The organism is Bradyrhizobium sp. 63_E2_N1_3 (assembly GCF_052076005.1).
In the GTDB taxonomy this organism is placed as follows: Bacteria; Pseudomonadota; Alphaproteobacteria; order Rhizobiales; family Xanthobacteraceae; genus Bradyrhizobium; species Bradyrhizobium barranii.
This window is the reverse complement of the sequence record NZ_CP197235.1, coordinates 3,631,885-3,651,819: the sequence shown is the minus strand read 5'-3', so window position 1 is coordinate 3,651,819 and position 19,935 is coordinate 3,631,885. Positions and strand designations below refer to the sequence as shown.

Genomic DNA, 19,935 nt, shown 5'->3' with positions numbered 1-19,935 from the left:
GGTGCCTGCGTCGAGCAGAAAAACGAGAAATCTGCGCTCGATGTCACTCACACCTGCCATCCCACGAATGGTAGGCGCGCGGGCCTTGCTCCGAAAAGCGCAAGTATACCGCGCGCCTTCGGCCGCCGCCTACAGGACGCACGGCAGCCGGATTAGGCAATCCATACGACTTGCCCGCTCTCAACCGAAAACGGCTGCGGAGCCTTCGCTTGATAGGCATGAATCGCGCGATTGGCGATCATCATGGGTCGGCGCTCCCCGGATCGAATTTGGTCTTCAATGAATCGAATGAGAAAGTCCGTTGACGTTTCCTCGTTGCAAAGCTGCCCTGACCTCTCAAGGAAGCCCCAAGCGATGTTGAAAGAGACTTCGATTGCGCTACCCATAAACATGATGGGAAAACGCTGGGATCTCGCCGGCGTTCCTACTTGCGGGTTAGGCCTTTAAACGAGCTGGCGCGCAGCAATCCGTCAGATGTGATGTCCCTGTACTCGATATCGGCATAGAACTTCGGTTCGACCCAGGTAACCTTGGGCTTATTGATCGGCTTCGTCAGCTTGGCCTTCGGACTGACTACGGTTTCCAGTGCCTTGCGGATCTTGCCGGAGGTCGTTCGGTCCCAGCCCGTCCCGACCTTGCCCATGTAGCGCAACTCGTTTCCCTCCTTCTTGCCGAGGTATAGGGCAGCGACGCCGGAGGGGTCCTTGATGAACCCAACCACCGGGAATTTACCTTTCTGCACTGTCTTGATTTTCTGCCAGGCCTCAACCCGGTCCGATCGGTACGGCGCATCTACGCGCTTCGAGACGATGCCCTCATAGTTCAACCGGCTCGCGGCCTCGAAAAGCTCCTGCCCGTCGCCCTCGTGATGCTCGCTGTAGAAGATGGGCTCCCTCAGCTTATTTCCGTCTATCAGCTCCTTCAGCAGCCCCTTGCGTGCAAGCTGCGACATTCTCCGGAGGTCTTGTCCGTCGAGCCACAGCAGGTCGAAGGCGAAGTAGATCAAACGGTCCTGGTCGCCTCTCCCGAGATCGGCCTGCAGCTCGGAGAAGTTGGTGCGCTCCTCATGGATAACGACCACCTCACCATCGACGATTGCCTGACCCGGGATGTTGAAGGCGCCCGCAATGACAGAGAACCGTTCTACCCAGTTGTGGCCGTTGCGGGTAAAGGCTTTCCGCGTATCGCCATCGATGTGAAGCTGGACGCGGTAGCCGTCGTATTTGATTTCGTGAATCCATGGAGCTCCCGAAGGCGGCTTCGTCTTCAGGGTCGCCAGCTGCGGGCTGATGAAGCCTGGCAGGACGGCTTCCGGCCTCTTGGCCGGAGGGGCCTTGATACGCTTTGCCACTCTACGCAACTCACAAAAAGAACCCGCCGCAGGCGAGCAACCAACGACCGGCATTTTACCTATGCTGCTCAACGAAACACCAAACTCCGACGCGCCCCCCGGAGTTCCTCCCACGAAATTCTGCCCAGTGCATTCTCACACAACCGAATGAGGGTTTCGTTTTTGAGAACGCCCCCCGAACGGCCGGAGAACGCGGTGTGATAATCCGTTCTAATACTGAGGCCGCTTCAGCAACTCCGGCAGCCTCCGGTACGCCCCGCATTTTTGCAGGCTGGTCACGCGCACAAGCCATTGATCTCGCGCGCTGGTTGAGATTGGATGCGCTTCTTATTTCGGCCGGGGGGCGTTTCGTATGCGAAAACTTGCGATTGCGGCGCTTTGCGCCGCACCGGGCGGCTGTGCTGCCGCGCCGAAAATGGGCTGGGTCCGCGTGGACGGTCAGTCCTCTCGTGAAAACCCCGTTCTACAAACGCAGTTCGAGGTCGACAGGACCGCCTATCATGGCGAGCGTAACAAGGCAGCCCTATCTGGCGTCACTGTCGCTGGCGGTAGACCACCCAACTGAAGCCGCACCGCTACGCGGTGCCGAAGTCGGCCGCGCGCCCCTCGGGTTTGCCGTCCGGCAGCGGCTCATGGATTTAGGAGACCCAATTTGGCTTTTCAGATTCTCTCTCTATCCGGCGGAGGCTTTTTAGGTCTCTACACAGCGTGTGTCCTCGCCGAAATTGAAGACGAAATCCAACGCCCGATTGCTAGCTGTTTCGATCTCATCGCCGGCACCTCTATTGGCGGCATCATCGCCTTAGGTCTCGCCGCAGAGGTGCAGGCTGCGGAGATCAGAAACGCCATTGCCGTGAATGGCCCGAAGATATTCTCACGCAAGTCGCCCCCGCAAAGCACTGTGGCGAAACGACTCTCCCTCTTGTCGAACGCGCGCCATGCGAAATATCGCGCAGAGGCGCTGCGGACCACAATCACCAGCATCATCGACGAAAAGACAAAGCTCGGTCAGCTCCAGCATCGCGTCATGGTACCCGCTGTCAATCTAACGAAGGGATCACCTCAGGTCTTCAAAACCGACCACCACCCGTCGTTCCAACGAGATTGGAAAGTCCCTGTGGTCGATGTAGCGCTCGCCACGTCTGCAGCGCCCACGTTCTTTCCTCTTCATCAAATCCGCGGCGAGCTGTTCGCCGACGGAGGGCTTTACGCTAACTCTCCGGACCATCTTGCACTTCACGAGGCCGAGTATTTTCTCGAACAACACCTCGAAGACATCTCCATTTTGAGCATCGGTACGACCACGTCGCGCTTTTCGTTTTCAAATTCTGGGGAAATCGATCTCGGTTGGATGGGATGGATGGACAATCAGCGGCTGCCGCGAGTGATGATCTCGGCTCAGCAGCTGAACACCGATGCTATGATCGGGCATCGACTTCAAACCCGCTATCTCAGAATCGATCATCAGCAGTCGCCCGAGCAGGAACGAAAGCTGGCGCTCGACTGCGCAAGCAAGGGAGCGATTGACGATCTTCGGGCGCTTGCCGAGGCCTCGGTCCGCGAGAATCTCGGGAAGCGGCCGCTGCATTCGTTTCTGCAGCACACAGCGGCGCCTGCGACTTTTTACAATAGAAGGGATTTGTGATGGGCATCGCCGCAGGTCTTTTCTACAACTCCGATGACGCCGAGAATTGTCTCGATTGGCGGGTGCGTCCCTCGGACGAACAGTATGACACCCAAAAAGAGCGCTGGAATGATCTTGCCGAGCATCTGAGAGAGGATCTCGGTGAACGGTCTGGATGCCGATTATCCTCTTGGCTGCAGGGATCGTACAAGTTCGGCACCCAGGTTCGACCTGCCAGCGTAGACGAAGAGTTCGACATCGATCTTGGCGTCTACTTCATATGGACAGGTCAGCCCGAAGACGGCGACCACGATCCGATCGACCTAAAGAGTTTCGTTCAGGACAGCCTTGCTGACTACGTTGAGGACGACACCAACGATGCGAGCGGCGTTGATGAACCGCGCGCCAAGTGCAGCCGCGTTCATTTCGATGGGAATTTTCATATCGACGTACCAGCCTACCATCTCGATGACGGACGCGACGCTCGGTCGCTAGCAACCTCTGAGAATAAGTGGGAAAACAGCGACCCGAAAGCGATCTATGCCTGGTGGAAAGTGATCACAGGGCAAGCCGATAGGGCTAGGTGTCGGCGCCTGGTTCGGTACCTCAAAATGTGGGCTACTCTAAAGATCGATGCCGAAGCACGCCCATCGTCGATTTTGATCACGGTGCTTGTAGCAGATGCCTTTGACGATCTGGACCGCGATCAGTTCAGCGGCGACGACGAATTTCTGCGCGAGATCGTATCCACGATCGCTTCTAGACTACGCGACGACGCGGAAGTTCCGAATCCGGCCAACACGAAAGAAAATCTAAATCGCTTGGACAACAAAAAGTCGACGGCACTGGCTGAAAAGCTAGACGAACTAGGCCGTGAACCCATAAATCTGCCGAGTGGATGGCTTGTCTGAGTCCGCTATGCATGAACAGACCAGAAATAGATCTCGTCACGTCTAGATAGCGCGGATCGGTGATCACCTGATCGCACAATTGCACAGTGTAGGTTTTCAAGCTCCGCGGCTTCGGCCTCGCTCACGTCGAGCGAGAAATCCATATCGCCGAGCACGCCTTTCGATCGTCATGCTATGGGCGCCGGCGATGCCGGTCGAGATTGTCCAGGGCCGTGCCTGGGGTCTTCGAAAAGGCAGTATGGAGCGTGTCCCGAAGCGGCTTGCGTCCATCTGGAGCGGCTGTTGCCCGCCTCTTAATTACCAAAGTTGCCTCAAAGTCAACCGCGCGGTTTGTGAATAGGGCTCGCTCAGAGGTTTGGCAACGACACGTTCATAATTCACCACGAGATCGGCGCCTTGCCATAGACGAAGCCCCATTCCCGCGCCGAACCGCAGGGTGTTCGCCATGTTGTCCTGCTCGAGCCCATCGATGCTCGTTTCTCCGCCGAGATTGTAGTAGGCGTCGATCGACAGCCACAGCGCATCGGTAAGGTTACGGCTGAGGTGCTCCTCGAGCCGCAACAGCGGTTTTTGCGAAAGCGTCCGTGCGCCGTTCACTAGAAAATTGTTATTATTGCCGAAGAAGCGTCCAGCGACGTAAGTCTCGATCCAGCTCTGGCCTTGATCTGGCGTGTAACTGAAATTGATGGTTGGGGAGATCATCCAGCGATTTGCGCTCGGGTTGATCGGCGATGTTGGCTCGTAAGTTCCGAGCGGTGTCGTCACGAGTAGATGAAAACTCGAAAAGGTTTGCGGGACGAAGAACCGAAACTCATCGCGCGTTAAGGCCGGTCCGCCGAATATGTTCATTTGGAAGAGGAAGCCGACGTCAGAAACGCCGTTCGTGGAGGTACGGAAGGGGCCGGCACTTGTGTCGATCCATGCATAGGGCAGGACGATCGACAGGCCTCCGGTGCGACCGAAAAAGTCCATGACGCGGGTGAGAACGGCAGACTGGGCAAACACGTTGGAGCGAACCCCGGGGATGGTGTCGGTGCCGTCCTCGGGCGTGACGGATGTCGTGTAGCCGGCGTTTAAGCTAAGCAGCCAGGTGTTGACCGGCGCATTGAGGTAGTCGCGTGCCGAACCGGCGCGGACGATCCCAGGCCATAGGATCGCCGCGACGATGAAGCTTGCGAGCGCGCTACGCCGACCTCGAGAAGGCGATGTCATCATCGATCACTGCGCTTGGCCCGACCGGCACTCTTCCGGGCTTTGGCTGATTGAGGTTGCGGAAGACGATCTTGTCGTGCCACACCTTGCGCAAGAAATCGGCGAACACGTCGATCGTCAATTGCTCGCCGGGGCAACGTCGATAGCCGAAGCCGAACGGTGCGAACCCGGCATAATCGCAAACCGGCAGCGGCTTGCCGTCGGCGATCGCAAACACCGTGCCGAAGCCGCTGTTGGTGACGCCCACCTTACGGCCGTCATTGACCGGCAGCGTGGTGATCTCGAAGGGACAGCGCGGCAGCCCGATCTGCTTGCACTTCGCCTCGTCGATCTGTGCGCTGGTCGGCACGCTTAAATAACGCTGCGGGTCGAAGCGTTCGGGGTCCTTCCACAGCCGGGTGTCAAAGCTCGTCTCGGTATGAGGTGAGTTCATGTAGCTGTGCCGTTGGAAGGGCACGCCGAACTGCGCGAAGGGGGAGCCGCCGTAGAACGACGTCGCCCGCGTATCGGCGATCGCCGAAATGCTGCCGCCGTTGGGCGAGATGACACGGAAGAGCTCCATGACCTGGAGCTCGAGCGGCGTGTACGGCGCGCCCTTCGCATTGTCGAAATCTCCGCTCATCGTCTTTTCGAAAGCCGCCCGTACCGCTTGGTCGCCGCCATCTTGGTTGAGGCGAGTCATGATGCCGAAGATCGAATTGCCCCATTGGCTCAGCGCCACGAAATTGTGGAAGCACTCGAAGACGACGTCCTTCTTGGCGAAATATTTTCCATCGCCCGCGTTCTTGAGCCAATAGTAGGCGATGGTCTTGTCGGGATCGGCGATCCGGCCTTTCTCGATGTCTTCGAGACGCGCATCGATCCATTTCGTCAGGAACGGCCGCAGTGCTCTGACGGTCATATAGTTTTCGTAGACGATCTCTTGCAGCGGATTGCGATAGGCGAGCACCGTGTTGAAGGCCTCCCCGATCGTGCGGATTTGAGCCGGCACCGCGTCGCCCTTCACACCGAGATGCAGATCCCAATAGATGTCCCAATAGTAGTCGAGGTAGTGGCGCATGAACGGCTTGTTAGCGTGTTTTTCCTCGAGAAGCTTGTCGAAGAAGGCGACGACCTTGGCCTGATATTTCGGCCCATAGAGATCGGGCGTGACGCCGGTGAAATAGATCCGCTTGCGCAAATTATGTTCGCCGCGGTTCTCGAGCCCCTCAAGGAAGACGGTCACGCCATCTGAAGGGGTCGGCTTCCAATCGTCATAGAGCATCCCCCAGAAGTCCCAGGGGATCGCGTCTTGCTTCGTCAGGGGCAGGTCGATCATGGGAAGGATCGGGCGCTCGCCTGCAAAGATGCTGCTGAGAAAGAACGGGACCACCGCATTCTCGACGTAGTCGCGATCGAAATTGCTCGGAATAGTAGCGCGGAATTTCGCCAAAGCCGCGGAAAGATCGGGAGCGGAAGGCGCGGCTGAAGCCTGGATGGGAAGCGCGCCTCCTGCCGCAACGGCGGCGGTGCCTAGCAGAAACGTTCGTCGTTCTACGTCTGTCATGGACACTCTCCTGTTCACTGCCGGATGCAGCAGGTAGCAGTCCCCTTCCTATGTGATCGTACCGTCCCGTCGCCCCTCCTCCCTGCTGTCTCCGGCGAAAGGAGGTTTTCACAGGCCTGCCGGTGCGTCCATCGGAATTTTCCCGAAACATGCTTGGGATTCACCCTGAATTCCCCGGCAGCCGCCGGTTCGCTTGCACTCTGCCACGGCGCCAAGTTTCCGATTTGGGTCATTCGCGACCGGGTCGAACCGAGTGCAAGTCCGGCCATGTCGGCTTTTGCCGAAAGCGGAAGTAGATCCAGAGCATTAGCGGCACGGGGCGCCGGTTGATGGCGCTGCCTGAGACGTGATTCAAGCTCCGAAACCGGAGCCTCGAATCATGCGCTACGAGCTCAGCGATTATGAATGGACCGCCATCAAGCCGATGCTGCCGAACAAGCCGCGCGGGGTTCGACGTGTAAATGATCGTCGCGTGCTCAATGGTATCTTTTGGGTCCTGCGTTCAGGTGCGCCATGGCGCGATCTGCCTGAGACTTATGGTCCCCGTACCACCTGTTACAATCGGTTCGTGCGTTGGCGGCGGGCTGGTGTCTGGGACCAGATCATGGATGCACTGGCCGCCGGTCACGATGCGGCAGTGCAGATGATCGATACCTCCGTCGTGCGCGTGCACCAGCACGGAGCCTGCATCGCGGACAACGATCAGCAAGATATGGGTCGCTCGCGAGGGGGCCTGACAAGCAAGATTCACGCGGTGGTGGATACCAACGGCCTGCCGGTCTATCTCGCGCTCACGCCCGGTGAAGCGCATGACAATCGGCTATGTTCGGTTCTCCTCAGCGCCTTGCTTCCGAAAACAATGTTGCTCGCGGATCGCGGTTACGATGCGGACTGGATCAGAGAGCTTGCCCGCCAGCAAGGCGCCTGGGCCAACATTCCGCCGAAACGCAATCGCAAAGATTCGATCTGCTTCAGCCCGTTTCTGTATCGCGCGCGCAACTTGATCGAACGGTTCTTCAACAAGATCAAGCAGTGTCGGCGTGTCGCGACCCGATATGACAAGCTCGCAGCCAACTATCTGGCGTTTGTCAAACTCGCATCAATTCGAATTTGGCTGCGTGCCAATGAGTCCGCGCCCTAGTCTCAATTGCTGATCGCGGATTGGCCGCGGCGACAAAGTCGGCCAGCGCAGAGATATGGTCTGAAGCTTTTGATCACTTCTTTCCGGTGCCGGACGCTGATGATGAAGAGGAAGCTGTGTTGAAGAAGAACGGCCGAGCGGTTGCCACGATTCAGTTCAATCCTATTGTCTCAGTACAGGCCTCGACTGGCAGGCACGTGTTTCCAGGCATCGACCGCATTGGACCTATCCCCAAGGGTTGCGACATCAAGTTCACGTTGGCAAATGCGCACCAACTGCCAGCGGGAGCGACCGTCAGCTGGATGGTTCGAAACTCCGGCAAAGAAGCCGAACTCAAAAACGACCTTGGGCATAGAGTTGGGACAGGGCTAACGGTATCGCGCGACTCAGAATACCGCGGAACTCACCACATGGACGTCGCTGTTCATTTGAACGGCCTGCTTATCGGAAGAAAGCGCATCCCTGTCGAAATCACTGGAATGGGCTTCCCGAAGCGAAATCCTGCCAAGCCGGCTTGGAATAAATTCCGGCGATAAAGGGCATCTCGCCTTGCTAACGCCCCGAGTCACGATGGCGTGCTGGCGAAAACAGTTAACCACGCCTTGGGGTAAGAATGTCGGCTCATTCTCCCCGACTCAGCCGGATGTTTTCGCCGTCTGGCGGTCGATGCTGTGCTCTATACCGCGATCTCAGCACCGGACCGTCAACCACGATTACGACCGTGCCCGCACCAAGGTCATATTCGGGATCGTTGGCGATGTCCCGAGCGACGCGGGCGCCGTATTGGATCGCTAGCTCAGCAGAGCCAAATAGCTCTCCAACCTCGTCCGCCTGTGTCTCGCCGTTGTGGAAGATTGGGAAGTAGTAACGTCGCATAACAGCGGCCCCCGTCCTTTAGCCCCGATCATGCACTCATCTCGGGACGGTCCACACCTGTCAAAAACGACAGGTCCGTCATACAACCGGCGTCGCGGTTGACCAAAGTTGATCTGCGGCCATTTGCGCCAGTTTGTCGGCGATCTTACCCAGCGGGTTGAGGCCCGCAGTCTTGAGTGCGTCCATCGCGGACATGCCATTGCGGATTCCGCGATGCTACCGGCCTGATTCATGTCGCTTTGAATTGGTCCAGCTTTGCGCCGAGTTGGACGACGAGATCGTTTGACAATTTGGCTCCTGAACGAATGCGAGAGGAGGATTGGGATGGCGATCGGGCCTATCCGACCACTTGAAACGAGCGTCCGCATTTACCCTACCGCTCAAGCTTAATTGCGGGCTTCGATTGCGCCGCTCGCCTTCCCGGTTACGCTGTCATCACCGGACGAGTTGCCCCTGTCCGGGTTCAGCATGGCGAAGTCGGCGCGCCATCATACTCGGCGCGTCGGTTTCGTTTATTTCAACGGAGACCTACGTGTGGCCCTACGGAATCGCGGCGCTATGCGTTGCGCTCGTGATCGTCGGAGCTTTCGCAGCCGATCGCTCGCCCGACGATGTGCGGCTGTCCGATCTTGAGCCGCGCTTTGTGTGCCAGGCCTGCGGCCACCGCGGCGCCGACGTCCGTCCGGACTTCAACTGGAATGCCTCGCCCAAGGCTGCCACGGGCTATCGCAACACGACGAAGTAGCGCTAGGCTGCCGGGATGGCAAAACGGCGCTGGGAGCGGCCTTTCGAGGATCTGATAGAGGTGAATGGCCGGCTGCGGGCCGCGCTGACGAACCGGCAGAAGCATTTCTGCCATCGACGGCGACGCTCCTTGATCTACATCAAGCAAAGCGAACGCCCGTAGCGCCGTGGTCCAATATACCAACGTCGTGGATACGGCAACATGAGTGACAGAGTTTCGGAGTCATCGCGGCCCCCCAACATTGGCCGGCATGTCCGGACCGATTTTATATTCCCGGATCAATACATTCCTGGCGAACGACGTGAACGGTACGACTTTTCCGTCGCATATTTAAAGGACGTTCGGGATCTGCGCCTTGAGAGCTATGCTGTCTCACACCTAAAATCTGCGCGACCGTCGCAGCTCGTTAAGCGCCTTATTCGTGCTCAAACCAGCCGTTCCAACCACCCGCGAGAGGTTTGGGAGATAGGAGTCCGCTCGCAAACTCTTCTCAGGGAGAAGATCGTAATTGAAAAATCTCCTCCTACTGTGCAAACGCTGCTCTCGTTGATCGAGTCTGCAAGAGCAGTCGATCTCTTCAGCCTTGACGCAAAGACTTTGGTAGCCGTGGCTGTTCTGCCAGTCGGAGGGGTGGTCTTGGGGGCCATTAAGGGCGTCAGCAAGGGATTGGAGAAGGGGATCTCTGGCTGGGTGCAAGAGCGCTTCAAAAAAAAGAAAACGAAACCAAAGAAAATCGCGAAGAAGCGAAAAAAGCTCAGACTCCGCTAAGAGCCGACGGCGTCGCCTTCAATACAAGGTAGTAAGCCCGCCAGCGTTAACCGGCGAGCTGGTAGCGATCGTCAGGCGCAGTCGCCGCCTCCGCGGGGTACGTACGATCGAAAGTACTGGCTCGTGGAGCTTCGCGCGCGTTCTCAATGTCCGAAAGGAGGTTCCAATGCGTACTCCGGCCTTGGCGATTTTGGCAATCGGGATGGTATCAACAGGGCCGGCGGCAGCTCAGACGTATGATCCGGCCTATCCGGTTTGCCTGCACGTTTACCGCGCGGGGGCCAACTATTACGATTGCAGCTACACATCGCTGCCTCAGTGCAATGCTTCGGCATCGGGCCGCGCCGCAGAGTGCGCCATAAATCCATACTTCGCGGGCGCGGAAAACCCCGCAGGTTATCGGCGGCACGGCCGCCGCGCCTACTAGGGCAGTTGCGAGAGACGCCCAGCCCGCCAGCGTGAACCGGCGGCCGACGTAGAGCATCAGGCATCCTTTCCGCGACAACCGTCGATCATCGCGGCCGGACATCTCCCTTCTGCTCGAACTGAACTCGGTGATTTAGACGACGCCGGCAGAGCCATTGCCACCGGACGCCGTCCGCATCCCGCAGCCGTGCCGCCGCCTTCGCCACCACCGCCGCTTGTCGCCATGACTGCGAATTGCTTGAACGTTTTAATCACGTCCCGATGCACTCAAGGCGGACAATCGGCATTTCCGAGACTACCCTCTAACCGGACCTGCTGCGGACATGCCAAAACCAACGCGAATGACCCCAAGCCGACCTATTGCAGGAGTGGTTAGCTTCGTGTGACATGGCCGCTGTTGCATTCCCAGGAACCGCATTCGCAGCGTTTTCGGCTCCGCCTGGAGGCGATGCAAGCGCCCCGCTTGGACGATTAGCACTATGGATGGGTTAGCAGACCCTCAAACTGCGACAGTTGAACTGTCTCAAAAATCTCGCGCACCAGGAGAGCCTCTCTCCCGACGCGCCTGCGATTAGTTCAGAAACTGAACTACCTGGCTGACCCTCGTGATGATAGATTTCTCCCATGAAGGGCTATGGATCATTCTGCCCCGTAGCCAAAGCTGCGGAAATTCTCACGGAGCGATGGACTCCGCTCGTGCTGCGCGAGCTATTGCTAGGTTCTCACCACTTCAACCAGCTTCGCCGTGGCGTCCCCCAGATGTCGCCGACCCTCCTCTCCAAGCGCCTGCAAACGCTAGAAGAAGCAGGGCTAGTCTCACGCCAATCAGGCGATAATGGGCATTGCGAGTACCATCCAACCCAGGCGGCCATGGAAGCTTGGCCAATCATCGATGCAATGGGCTATTGGGGCCACAAATGGGCGCGCAGCCAGCTCACACCCGACGAACTACACGCGGGCCGGCTCATGTGGAATATGCGCCGCTCGTTCGATCTGAAGCACATTCCATGCGACTTTGTGCTGTACATCGAGATTGCGGACGCCCGGCAGAAGCGCTGGTGGTTTGTTGTGAAGAGGAAGGAAGCCGATCTCTGCTGGAATGATCCCGGCTTCGAGGTCGATATCAGCCTCTATGCGAGCATGGTGACGCTTGTACAGGTTTTCATAGGCGACCAGCCGCTGCTACGGGCGTATGAGCTCGGCAAGATTGAGATCGACGGTCCGAATCATCTTGTGAAGAGCATGCCGGCTTGGTTCCCGCGCAGCAAATATGCCGTGAGGCGCCTGCGGGCCGCAGATCAAGTCTTAGCCAGCTGAGAACACCATCTCCAGTCCACTTTTTGGACTAGCGCTTCCCCCAGCAGTAGCTGCGAATACGCTCACGCGCTGAGTATCTCAGCTAATGGAGGCAAAGATGACTCGCATATCACTCGCTTCATTCGCGCTTATTCTGATCGTCAGCCCTGCCAGTCAAGGATTGGCAGATCCGCTCGCAGATAAGCTGACGTCGATGAACGCCCAATGGGATGCTGCCATTAACAACGCGGACTTCGATGCTCTATTACCATTGTATACCGATGACGGCAGATTGTTGCCGCCTGGCGCGCAGCCCGTCACTGGCCCTCTCGCAATCCGTGATTTCTTTGCTGGGCGGGGAAGAAGCGTCAGAGATCACAAGCTTGAGCTTGTGGACGTGCTGCCCATCGGGAATTATGCCTATACCACGTCCCATTTCACGGCCACATTAGTGGTGGATGAGAAGGCGGCGCCAATTTCCGGCAGCACTGTGAGACTGATTGAACGCCAACCCGACGGACAGTGGAAGATAAAATCTCATATCTTTGTTAAAGAATAAAGTCGCGGCTGCCACAGCCATCCGGTGGGCACCCACAAACCTGACTGCGACACGTAGCAGGTGATGAATGATGGTCATGCGCCCTAATAGCGGCCTAGTAGCCGATCTTATCAGAGGTCCGAGTTGGGCCAGAAGCGGAAGCACTCCACTAAGTGAGATTTCGCTTCCAGGTGTAGTCTTCAGGTTCGGGCCGAGGTTGCAGGCAATCAGGTTGAGGAGGAAGTCGGTGGCGACGCGAGCGAGGCCTCGATGTTTCGTCATTGCTCGCCTCGTGCTAGACTTTGTCTGCCCGATCAGGGAGAACAGCCATGACCGCCGAGTTCGATGAAGACCGCTTCAATATGGCTATCCGTAAATTTCTGAAGCTTGTCGGAGTTACATCGCAGCGTGAAATTGAGAACCTAGTGCGTAGCGGAGAGGTGAAGAGTGGCAAGCTCAAACTGCGAATGACCTTGTCCGCGGAGGGGACGCCGCTGAACCATGTGGTCGAGGAAACAGTCGCGCTCTGACGATTGTCCCGGCTGTGGGAAGCCATGGCCCTGATCCTCACGAAGGCTACCATTGCGGTCGCCGGCCGAACGTCGCCTTCGGGTCAAAAGCAGCGGTGGACGCTAAGTTGGATCGGCGTCCGGTTTGCCCCTGACAGCCGACATGACACGCGCTCAATTGACTCTTCGGCTAAGGGCCATGAGGAGACATGCACCGCGCTATTCAATCACCTCGTGGGCCCGCGCGAGCAGGGTCGGCGGAATATGGAGATTGAGTGCCCTGGCGGTTTTGAGGTTGATGATCAGCTCAAATTTGGTCGGTTGCGAGACCGGCATCTCAGCCGGCTTTCCTCCCTTCAATATCTTGTCGACGTAGCTTGCCATTGCTCGGGTCTGCTCCGCCGCATCCTGCGTGTACGCCATGAGCCCACCCGCCGCCGGCAATGCCCGTACTATGGAGAATGACGCAAGTTTGTTTTTCAGCGCCAACTCAATGCTGGTAGCGCGCAAAAGAGTGGGCTGAATGATCACAGCATCGGCCGCGCCATTCCGCATTTCAGCGAAAGCGGTCTCGAATTCATCGTCGGGATGGCGCATCAATGGCTGCGTCGCGACACCGATACGGCCCGCGACTTTGTCAATCTCCGCGAGGAAGGATTTGGTGAATGGGTCAGCCGCATTGGCACGGATCGCCACCCGATGCGCCGACGGAATCGTATCGCGAATCAGCTCGACGCATTTGCCTCCGAGCTGAGCCCCGAAACTATCCACTCCGGTTACGTTGCCGCCCGGCCGAGACAGGCTGGCGACGAGACCAGTGCCGACCGGATCGCCTGAGGTCATCACGATCGGTATTTCGGCTGTGGCACGTTTTGCAGCCGTAGCCGCTGGCGTCTGCCAGGCGACGATAATGTCAACCTTTAGCCTCACGAGGTCGGCGGCCGCGTCGGCAAGCACGGCTGCATTGCCTCCCGCCGAACGGATTTGCAGCTGGATGTCCCGATTCTCGAGATGGCCGAGTTCCCGAAGTCCGTCGCGCAGTTCTTTCAGGAATGATTCGGGGTTCGGATTGCCGAGGACGAGTACGCCAATGTGGCGCGTGACCGGTTGCGCTGTAGCCGCGATTGGCCAAATGGCCCCTCCGGTTACAAGACCCAGAAAATGTCGGCGCCTCATGATCGCCCCCGCTTCCGTGGTGAAACGAGCAACGCCGCAAAAACCGCTATGAACTCTCGCCGCTTCATTCGATCCTCACGGCAACTTGAGGACGGCGGCACGCACTGTATCACGTCTCGATCATGGTCGCTGCATTGAGCTTACCGGGCGCGGGCGCGTCTCCGCGCGATGTCGCAGTTGGGTCAATCGCTACCCGTCGCCTGAAGTCGCGCCGGATGTCAGGTCCGCAGTCATCCGAAAGCTGACTTGATTCCAAGGCCCTAGCCGGGGGCACATGCTTCTCGTCCTCCGTAACCGAGGAGTATGCCAATGCAAGATCAAGCAAACACGACGCCGACACGGGTGCCATGGAATAAAGGCAAGGTGACCAGGGCGAAGCCGCCGCTGCGGCCTAAGCATGTCTGGTCAATTCGGACGAAACTCCAGATTGAAGGTCGCGGTCGCGACCTTGCTATGTTCAATTTGGCGATCGATAGCAAGCTTCGCGGCTGCGACGTCGTCGCCCTCAAGGTCGAGGATGTCGCTGCGAGCGGATACACTGCGGATCGCGCAACCGTCCGACAGAAAAAGACCGGACGGCCCGTCAGGTTTGAACTGAGCGAACAGACCCGCCAAGCAGTCGATGATTATCTAAAGGCTGCAAACAAAGGGCCTAGCGAGTTCTTGTTCACAAGTCGCCGTAGTCCTGAGCGTTGCATGACAACACGACAATACGCGCGCCTTGTTTCGGATTGGATCGGCAGCATTGGACTGGACCCGAGGCTTTTCGGAACTCATTCGCTCCGACGAACCAAGGCTACTTTGATCTACCGACGCACTGGCAATCTCAGGGCAGTCCAGCTTCTGCTTGGCCACACCAAGATCGAAAGCACGGTCAGATATCTCGGCATCGAAGTGGACGATGCCTTGGCGATAGCGGAACGAGTTGACGTCTGAAATACCCGGGCAGAGTGGACATGCTTTGCCCATCTTCCCACCGCCGGTTTGGGACAAAACCGGAAGTGACAAGCCTTATTCAATCACCTCGTCCGCGGTCGCCAGGACGTTCGCCGGGATTTCGATACTGAGCGATTTCGCCGTCTTGAGATTAATGACAAGCAGGTATTTGGTGGGCTGCTCGATAGGAAGCTCGGCCGCTTTGGCGCCCTTGAGAATTCGGCCGACATAGCGGGCCCCAATTCGAGCCAAGGCAAGAAAGTCCGGCCCGTAGGAAATCAATCCACCCGCTCGCGCAAAGTCGGGGTCGAAGGAGATCGATGGTAAGCCGGCCTGTACCGCGAGATCGGGTACACGGTTCGACGGAAAGGAAAATATTGGGTCACTAAATATGTCCAGTGCCTCTGCTCCCTGAGCTTTCGCAGCGGCAATAGCGCTAGCCACTTCCCCCGCTTCGCGCAAATCAAACACGTCTAACTGAAAGCCGAGCTTAGCTGCAGCGGTTGGTGTCTCCGGAAACACCAGCCGATGCATCTCATTTGAGGTGTTGAGAAAGACTGCTACGCGCTTGGCCTGTGGCAAAACTTCTCGAAGAATACCAAGAAACTTGCCACCAAAATCGATCCTGTCCATCGTTGCGACGCCCGTCAGGTTTCCGCCAGGATGGGCAAGGCTTGACGCGAGTCCCATACCAACCGGATCGGCGACCAAGATTATTACGATGGGGATGTCGGATGTGGCGTTCTTTGCAGCCCGCGCGGCGTAAGGGGTGAACGCGACGATGAGATCGGGTTTCGACCGCACGAGGTCTGACGCAAGCGCCGGAAGCTGGTCGAGGTGATAATCCGGGTCCTTCCGCTCAATCGTGATGGTGGTGCCCTCCACCCAGCCGATTTTTTTAAGTTCGTCCACAAACGCCTCATTAAAGGCAACCTTGCAAGCGGGCGCGCAAAGCATCCCGATCCGCGCCATTCGTCCCAGTGATTGAGCTGTGGCCGCCGACGCGAAGGAAAGCAGCACAACCAATAGGGCGGATACTGTAACTGCAAACCGTCTCATGCGATCCCCGTATCGTTGCAAAGGCGATCGGGTCGACAGGCCGGGCGTCTGTCCGGCCAGTGCGAATAATAGCAGCTGCGAAACGATCAAGCGATCCCAAATGATGGGGTCACAGGCGGACATCCGAAGCTGAGTCGGCAACTGTTCGGTCTCGTCTCGAAAGCGGACCCTTGTTCCGCCAACCGTCAGGGCATCTTCGGGCCATAAGGTGACGTAGCAGGATGGTGAGCACGAAAGAGGCCGCCTACTGAGGTGGCCTTACTCACTTTTAAATTCCGCAATCTTTCGATCTTGACACCATAGCTCTACGTCGTACCCGTCAGCTAAGGATCTGGCGCGCTTCTTGGCTTCGGTTTCGTCCTCGCACCTTAGATCGATGCGAAGCTCGATATGTCCGTCGAGGCCCATAACATATACGCGATACTCTTGCGTCTGCTGCCCGTCCAAGGCTTGAAGCCCGTATTTTGAGTTACTGCGTGTTCCGTTCATGGATACACTCGCGTTCGCAACTGTTCGATGAGTCGAATCCTTGATCTATTCCTCCGGGTTGAGAGCGGCGACGGCTTCTTCTTTACGCGCTCAGACGGCCGCGACTACCCGTCGCGTCGCATGAAGAAAACGGTTAGCGGGCGCTGCGACGCCATCAATTGAATGACGCTCCTGTTTGCGCAATTCATCGACTAGACGTTCGAGGTACGGCGGCAGAGGCGAGGCTTCGAGAGATAAGTTCTGTTGCAATCTGTCACCCACCTCGTCACAGATCGACCGGGCAGTCTGATGATCGATGTGGTCCGATATTCGATTAGGCCCCACGATTAACTTAAGTTACAGGGATGCGAAAATGTTTCGCGCACCTTAGAAGAATGCCGATGGCTTCATTGAATGGAACGAAGACACTGTGCGTCAGGCCGATTGCCATTGTCAGCGCTGACACCTGCAACCCGCCGAGTTAGTGAAACTCTTGGGGGCGCGACTTTCAACACTCAGAATGTCCGTTCCGGGTCTTAGTTGTGTGGAAACGGATAGCTCAGAAGCGGCCGTGGTCGACAATCGTTGCAGGCCGCCGATGTTTTCGCGTCGGATCGTCCAAGTAGCCGGCCAAGGTGGTTATAGCGACGCGCGGTGGCGCTTTTGGACGCACTTCCCCGCCTTCAAGTGGCTCGGATGGCTGCAATCAGGCTCGGTTTGCCGACGATGTTCATCACCCGAGTGAGGTTATAGGCGAGGACGTGCAACGCCATCTCGGCGGCGACGTTCCGTCGGCGCTTCATCAGGAAGTGCGTCGCCCCCATACGGGTCTTGATCGTGCCGAAGGGATGCTCGACCGTCTCGTGTCGCATCCGCATGGCGTCGGGATTGGAATCGAGCCGTCTCTGAACCTTTTCGACCACATGCTCATGCTCCCAGCGCGTGATGCGGCGCTCCTTGGACGGCGTACATTGGCTCTTGATCGCGCAGTCTCGGCAAGCCGCCGTCGACCAGTAGCGGCGCAGCGTCATCCCATGCTCGACGTTGGTGTAATGATAGGGCAGCAGCTGACCGGACGGGCAGCGGTAGACGTCCTCATCCGGCAGATAGGCGAAGTCCTGTTTGCCGAACCGGCCCTCAGCCTTGGCGCCCGACGTCATGGGCTTGGGCAAGGTCACTGCGACGCCAGCCTCTTCGCAAGCCAGTATCTCCTCTCCATCGAAGTAGCCACGGTCGGCGACGGCCTCGAGTTTGTCCACTTCGAGCACTTCCTTGGCTTGCTTCGACATCCGAGCAAGCTGCCCACGGTCATTGCCGACGTTTATGACCTCGTGCGTAACGATCAGATGGTGTTCGGTGTCCACGGCGACCTGGACATTGTAGCCGACGACGCCCGATCCGCGTCCGCTGGTGGCCATCGAACGGGCATCCGGATCGGTGAGCGATATCTGTTGATCCGGCGTGTTGCGCATCTGCGCGTCAAGCACTTCTAGACGGCTCATCTCCTGCTTCAATCGAGCGATCTTTTCCTTGATCCTCGTCGTCTTGATGCTGATCGCTTCCGAAGGCTCCTGCCGATCGGCGCTATCGAGCTGACGCAGATACCGACCGACGCTTTCCTCGATCTGCGCCATCCACCTCGCCATCTTGGCATGCGTGAAGTTGCGGTCGCGGTTGTTCACCGCCTTGAACTTTCTGCCGTCGATCGCGACGCTTGAGGTCTGCAACAGGCCCATTTGCCGGCATAGCGCAACGAACTTCGCGCAGACCTTCCGGATCGCCGCGCCATTGTCCTTCCGGAAATCGGCGATCGTCTTGTGGTCGGGAGCCAGGCGGCCGATCAGCCACATCACCTCGACATTGCGGCACGTCTCACGTGCCAGGCGGCGACTGGATTGCACGCGATTGAGATAGCCGTAGATGTGAAGCTTCAGAAGGACTGCCGGATGATAGGAGGGCCGGCCCGTCTCCTTGGCGATCACGCGCTCAAACCCCATTCCATGCAGGTCGAGCGCCTCGACGAACACATCGATCACATGGACCGCGTTGTCCTCGCTTACCCAATCCTCCAGACATTCCGGCAAGAGCGTCAGCTGGGATCTGTCCGCGCCTTCAACGAAGCGTCCCATCCGTATCCCCCATCAGGAAACGGAAGAATCGTAGCCGACTCGCGACTTTTCACACATGGGGTAATTCCGGGCTCGAGCCATACTCAGGCTCTGGGAATCAGCTCTCCTGGAATCGACGAGGCCCTCCCTCAGGGCCTTGCAATGAAGGAGAGAGGTAATGGAACACTATGTCGGATTAGACGTATCGCTGAAACTGACTTCGATCTGCATCGTCGATCGGACAGGAAAGGTCGAGCGCGAAGGAGTGGTTGCTTCTGCCCCGGAGGCGATCGCGACATTCATCAAATTGCATGCGCCACACGTCGTTCGGATTGGGCTCGAGACCGGAGCAACGTCGACATGGTTGTGGACCGAGCTGGATAAGATGGGGTTGCCCATCGTCTGCATTGACGCCAGGCATGCGAAGGCGGTTCTGAAGATGCAGATCAACAAGAGCGACCGAAATGACGCCGCTGGCATAGCGCGTATCATGCAATGTGGTTGGTACAAGGAGGTTTGCGTCAAAGATCTCGATAGTCATGCGACCAAAGCTCTTCTTGTCAGTCGAGCTCTGCTCGTCAAGATCAAGCGGGATATCGAAAATCAAATCCGGGGGCTCCTCAAGAATCTTGGCCTGGTCATCGGACGGGCAAAGATGAATATGTTTGCTGTGCGCGCCGCGCAGTTGGCCGAGGATCGGTCAGAGCTTTTTGCCGCGGTAGATCCATTGCTGAAGGCACGCGAGGCCATCGAGCAACAGATTGTGGACCTTGACCGCAAGGTGCTGCGGCTGGCTCGCAATAATGCTCAGGTGCGACGGTTCATGACGGCTCCTGGCATCGGCCCGGTCACGGCCCTTTGCTTCCTTGCGACGATCGATGACCCCGCTCGCTTCAAGAGATCACGAAGCGTCGGAGCCTACGCAGGGCTAACGACCCGCCGATACGCATCCGGCGAGATTGACTGGACGGGCCGAATCTCGAAATGCGGCGATAAGATGCTCCGAGGTTACCTCTACGAGGCGGCCAATGTGCTGCTCACACGCGTAGCAAAATGGTCAGCACTCAAGGCGTGGGGCATTCGGCTTGCGAAACGAAGCGGGCTACGCAAAGCCAAGGTTGCGGTTGCCCGCAAACTTGCCGTCATTCTGCATCGGATGTGGATCGATGGCACCGAATTCAAATGGTCATCAAAGGATGCTGCTGGGCAACCTGCATAAAGGATAACGAGTTCCCGCCGACCAGC

The 19,935-nt window shown here is 57.8% G+C and carries 19 protein-coding genes; 12 read left to right on the top strand and 7 right to left on the bottom strand.

Annotation, left to right across the window (positions count from 1 at the left end; all coding sequences use genetic code 11):
- Positions 1–424: 424 nt before the first annotated feature.
- Positions 425–1,351 carry a non-homologous end-joining DNA ligase gene (gene ligD / locus AB7531_RS17060; RefSeq protein WP_441280021.1) on the bottom strand — a complete coding sequence of 309 codons (927 nt, stop codon included), beginning with the start codon at positions 1,349–1,351 and terminating at the stop codon, positions 425–427.
- Between the two features lie 652 nt (positions 1,352–2,003).
- Here ligD and AB7531_RS17055 point away from each other — a divergent pair.
- Both AB7531_RS17055 and AB7531_RS17050 read left to right on the top strand, forming a co-directional pair.
- The gene (locus AB7531_RS17055; RefSeq protein WP_354078073.1) at positions 2,004–2,996 is read left to right on the top strand and encodes a CBASS cGAMP-activated phospholipase; all 993 of its coding nucleotides are present in this window, start codon (positions 2,004–2,006) and stop codon (positions 2,994–2,996) included.
- Positions 2,996–3,886 carry a CBASS cGAMP synthase gene (locus AB7531_RS17050; protein ID WP_441280020.1) on the top strand — a complete coding sequence of 297 codons (891 nt, stop codon included), beginning with the start codon at positions 2,996–2,998 and terminating at the stop codon, positions 3,884–3,886. The genes AB7531_RS17055 and AB7531_RS17050 overlap by 1 nt, the downstream gene beginning before the upstream one ends.
- A gap of 297 nt (positions 3,887–4,183) precedes the next feature.
- Here the strand turns inward: AB7531_RS17050 and AB7531_RS17045 are convergent, their stop codons facing one another.
- Both AB7531_RS17045 and AB7531_RS17040 read right to left on the bottom strand, forming a co-directional pair.
- On the bottom strand, positions 4,184–5,101 hold the full coding sequence (locus tag AB7531_RS17045) for a transporter (RefSeq protein ID WP_441280019.1): 918 nt from the start codon (positions 5,099–5,101) through the stop codon (positions 4,184–4,186).
- Positions 5,070–6,644: a hypothetical protein gene (locus tag AB7531_RS17040; RefSeq protein ID WP_441280018.1), complete on the bottom strand. Its 1,575-nt coding sequence runs from the start codon at positions 6,642–6,644 to the stop codon at positions 5,070–5,072. The genes AB7531_RS17045 and AB7531_RS17040 overlap by 32 nt, the downstream gene beginning before the upstream one ends.
- Before the next feature lie 379 nt (positions 6,645–7,023).
- Here AB7531_RS17040 and AB7531_RS17035 point away from each other — a divergent pair, with 379 nt between their 5' ends.
- Both AB7531_RS17035 and AB7531_RS17030 read left to right on the top strand, forming a co-directional pair.
- The gene (locus AB7531_RS17035) at positions 7,024–7,785 is read left to right on the top strand and encodes an IS5 family transposase (protein ID WP_441280017.1); all 762 of its coding nucleotides are present in this window, start codon (positions 7,024–7,026) and stop codon (positions 7,783–7,785) included.
- Positions 7,786–7,805: 20 nt separating this feature from the next.
- Positions 7,806–8,321: a nucleotide-binding domain-containing protein gene (locus AB7531_RS17030; protein WP_441280016.1), complete on the top strand. Its 516-nt coding sequence runs from the start codon at positions 7,806–7,808 to the stop codon at positions 8,319–8,321.
- A gap of 85 nt (positions 8,322–8,406) precedes the next feature.
- On the opposite strand, the gene AB7531_RS17025 is transcribed toward AB7531_RS17030, so the two are convergent.
- Complete coding sequence (locus tag AB7531_RS17025; protein WP_441280015.1) at positions 8,407–8,661, bottom strand: DUF6894 family protein; 255 nt, start codon at positions 8,659–8,661, stop codon at positions 8,407–8,409.
- 532 nt (positions 8,662–9,193) lie between these two features.
- Here AB7531_RS17025 and AB7531_RS17020 point away from each other — a divergent pair.
- From AB7531_RS17020 to AB7531_RS16995, 6 genes are all read left to right on the top strand, one after another.
- Positions 9,194–9,406, top strand: coding sequence for a hypothetical protein (locus AB7531_RS17020; protein WP_441280014.1), 213 nt, complete (start codon positions 9,194–9,196; stop codon positions 9,404–9,406).
- A 201-nt stretch (positions 9,407–9,607) separates the two neighbouring features.
- The gene (locus tag AB7531_RS17015; protein ID WP_441280013.1) at positions 9,608–10,174 is read left to right on the top strand and encodes a hypothetical protein; all 567 of its coding nucleotides are present in this window, start codon (positions 9,608–9,610) and stop codon (positions 10,172–10,174) included.
- Between the two features lie 166 nt (positions 10,175–10,340).
- Positions 10,341–10,601, top strand: a complete 261-nt coding sequence (locus tag AB7531_RS17010; protein ID WP_441280012.1) for a DUF3551 domain-containing protein — start codon at positions 10,341–10,343, stop codon at positions 10,599–10,601.
- Between the two features lie 623 nt (positions 10,602–11,224).
- The gene (locus tag AB7531_RS17005; protein WP_441280011.1) at positions 11,225–11,917 is read left to right on the top strand and encodes a winged helix-turn-helix transcriptional regulator; all 693 of its coding nucleotides are present in this window, start codon (positions 11,225–11,227) and stop codon (positions 11,915–11,917) included.
- Positions 11,918–12,014: 97 nt separating this feature from the next.
- Positions 12,015–12,455 carry a YybH family protein gene (locus AB7531_RS17000; RefSeq protein WP_441280010.1) on the top strand — a complete coding sequence of 147 codons (441 nt, stop codon included), beginning with the start codon at positions 12,015–12,017 and terminating at the stop codon, positions 12,453–12,455.
- Between the two features lie 308 nt (positions 12,456–12,763).
- Entirely contained in the window at positions 12,764–12,964 is a 201-nt protein-coding gene (locus tag AB7531_RS16995) for a DUF6494 family protein (protein WP_441280009.1), read from the top strand.
- 198 nt (positions 12,965–13,162) lie between these two features.
- On the opposite strand, the gene AB7531_RS16990 is transcribed toward AB7531_RS16995, so the two are convergent.
- Positions 13,163–14,119, bottom strand: coding sequence for an ABC transporter substrate-binding protein (locus tag AB7531_RS16990; RefSeq protein ID WP_441280008.1), 957 nt, complete (start codon positions 14,117–14,119; stop codon positions 13,163–13,165).
- Between the two features lie 309 nt (positions 14,120–14,428).
- Between AB7531_RS16990 and AB7531_RS16985 the strand changes: the two genes are divergently transcribed.
- On the top strand, positions 14,429–15,055 hold the full coding sequence (locus AB7531_RS16985) for a tyrosine-type recombinase/integrase (protein WP_441280007.1): 627 nt from the start codon (positions 14,429–14,431) through the stop codon (positions 15,053–15,055).
- A gap of 75 nt (positions 15,056–15,130) precedes the next feature.
- On the opposite strand, the gene AB7531_RS16980 is transcribed toward AB7531_RS16985, so the two are convergent.
- On the bottom strand, positions 15,131–16,114 hold the full coding sequence (locus tag AB7531_RS16980) for an ABC transporter substrate-binding protein (RefSeq protein ID WP_441280006.1): 984 nt from the start codon (positions 16,112–16,114) through the stop codon (positions 15,131–15,133).
- A gap of 1,151 nt (positions 16,115–17,265) precedes the next feature.
- Entirely contained in the window at positions 17,266–18,711 is a 1,446-nt protein-coding gene (locus AB7531_RS16975; protein ID WP_441280005.1) for an IS1182 family transposase, read from the bottom strand.
- A gap of 157 nt (positions 18,712–18,868) precedes the next feature.
- On the opposite strand from AB7531_RS16975, the gene AB7531_RS16970 reads away from it, so the two are divergent.
- Positions 18,869–19,909 (top strand): IS110 family transposase, encoded by a 1,041-nt coding sequence (locus AB7531_RS16970; RefSeq protein WP_135216197.1) that lies wholly within the window; start codon positions 18,869–18,871, stop codon positions 19,907–19,909.
- The last annotated feature ends 26 nt before the right edge of the window (positions 19,910–19,935 follow it).

What these genes read in the sequence shown, in the direction of transcription:
- AB7531_RS17050 (WP_441280020.1), top strand. Translation starts at nt 2,996, where the DNA reads ATGGGCATCGCCGCAGGTCTTTTCTACAACTCCGATGACGCCGAGAAT.
- AB7531_RS16985 (WP_441280007.1), top strand. Translation starts at nt 14,429, where the DNA reads ATGCAAGATCAAGCAAACACGACGCCGACACGGGTGCCATGGAATAAA.
- AB7531_RS16970 (WP_135216197.1), top strand. Translation starts at nt 18,869, where the DNA reads ATGGAACACTATGTCGGATTAGACGTATCGCTGAAACTGACTTCGATC.
- AB7531_RS17005 (WP_441280011.1), top strand. Translation starts at nt 11,225, where the DNA reads ATGAAGGGCTATGGATCATTCTGCCCCGTAGCCAAAGCTGCGGAAATT.
- AB7531_RS16990 (WP_441280008.1), bottom strand. Translation starts at nt 14,119, where the DNA reads ATGAGGCGCCGACATTTTCTGGGTCTTGTAACCGGAGGGGCCATTTGG.
- AB7531_RS17035 (WP_441280017.1), top strand. Translation starts at nt 7,024, where the DNA reads ATGCGCTACGAGCTCAGCGATTATGAATGGACCGCCATCAAGCCGATG.
- AB7531_RS16980 (WP_441280006.1), bottom strand. Translation starts at nt 16,114, where the DNA reads ATGAGACGGTTTGCAGTTACAGTATCCGCCCTATTGGTTGTGCTGCTT.
- AB7531_RS17045 (WP_441280019.1), bottom strand. Translation starts at nt 5,101, where the DNA reads ATGATGACATCGCCTTCTCGAGGTCGGCGTAGCGCGCTCGCAAGCTTC.
- AB7531_RS16995 (WP_441280009.1), top strand. Translation starts at nt 12,764, where the DNA reads ATGACCGCCGAGTTCGATGAAGACCGCTTCAATATGGCTATCCGTAAA.
- AB7531_RS17010 (WP_441280012.1), top strand. Translation starts at nt 10,341, where the DNA reads ATGCGTACTCCGGCCTTGGCGATTTTGGCAATCGGGATGGTATCAACA.
- AB7531_RS17040 (WP_441280018.1), bottom strand. Translation starts at nt 6,644, where the DNA reads ATGACAGACGTAGAACGACGAACGTTTCTGCTAGGCACCGCCGCCGTT.
- AB7531_RS16975 (WP_441280005.1), bottom strand. Translation starts at nt 18,711, where the DNA reads ATGGGACGCTTCGTTGAAGGCGCGGACAGATCCCAGCTGACGCTCTTG.
- AB7531_RS17015 (WP_441280013.1), top strand. Translation starts at nt 9,608, where the DNA reads ATGAGTGACAGAGTTTCGGAGTCATCGCGGCCCCCCAACATTGGCCGG.
- AB7531_RS17025 (WP_441280015.1), bottom strand. Translation starts at nt 8,661, where the DNA reads ATGCGACGTTACTACTTCCCAATCTTCCACAACGGCGAGACACAGGCG.
- AB7531_RS17000 (WP_441280010.1), top strand. Translation starts at nt 12,015, where the DNA reads ATGACTCGCATATCACTCGCTTCATTCGCGCTTATTCTGATCGTCAGC.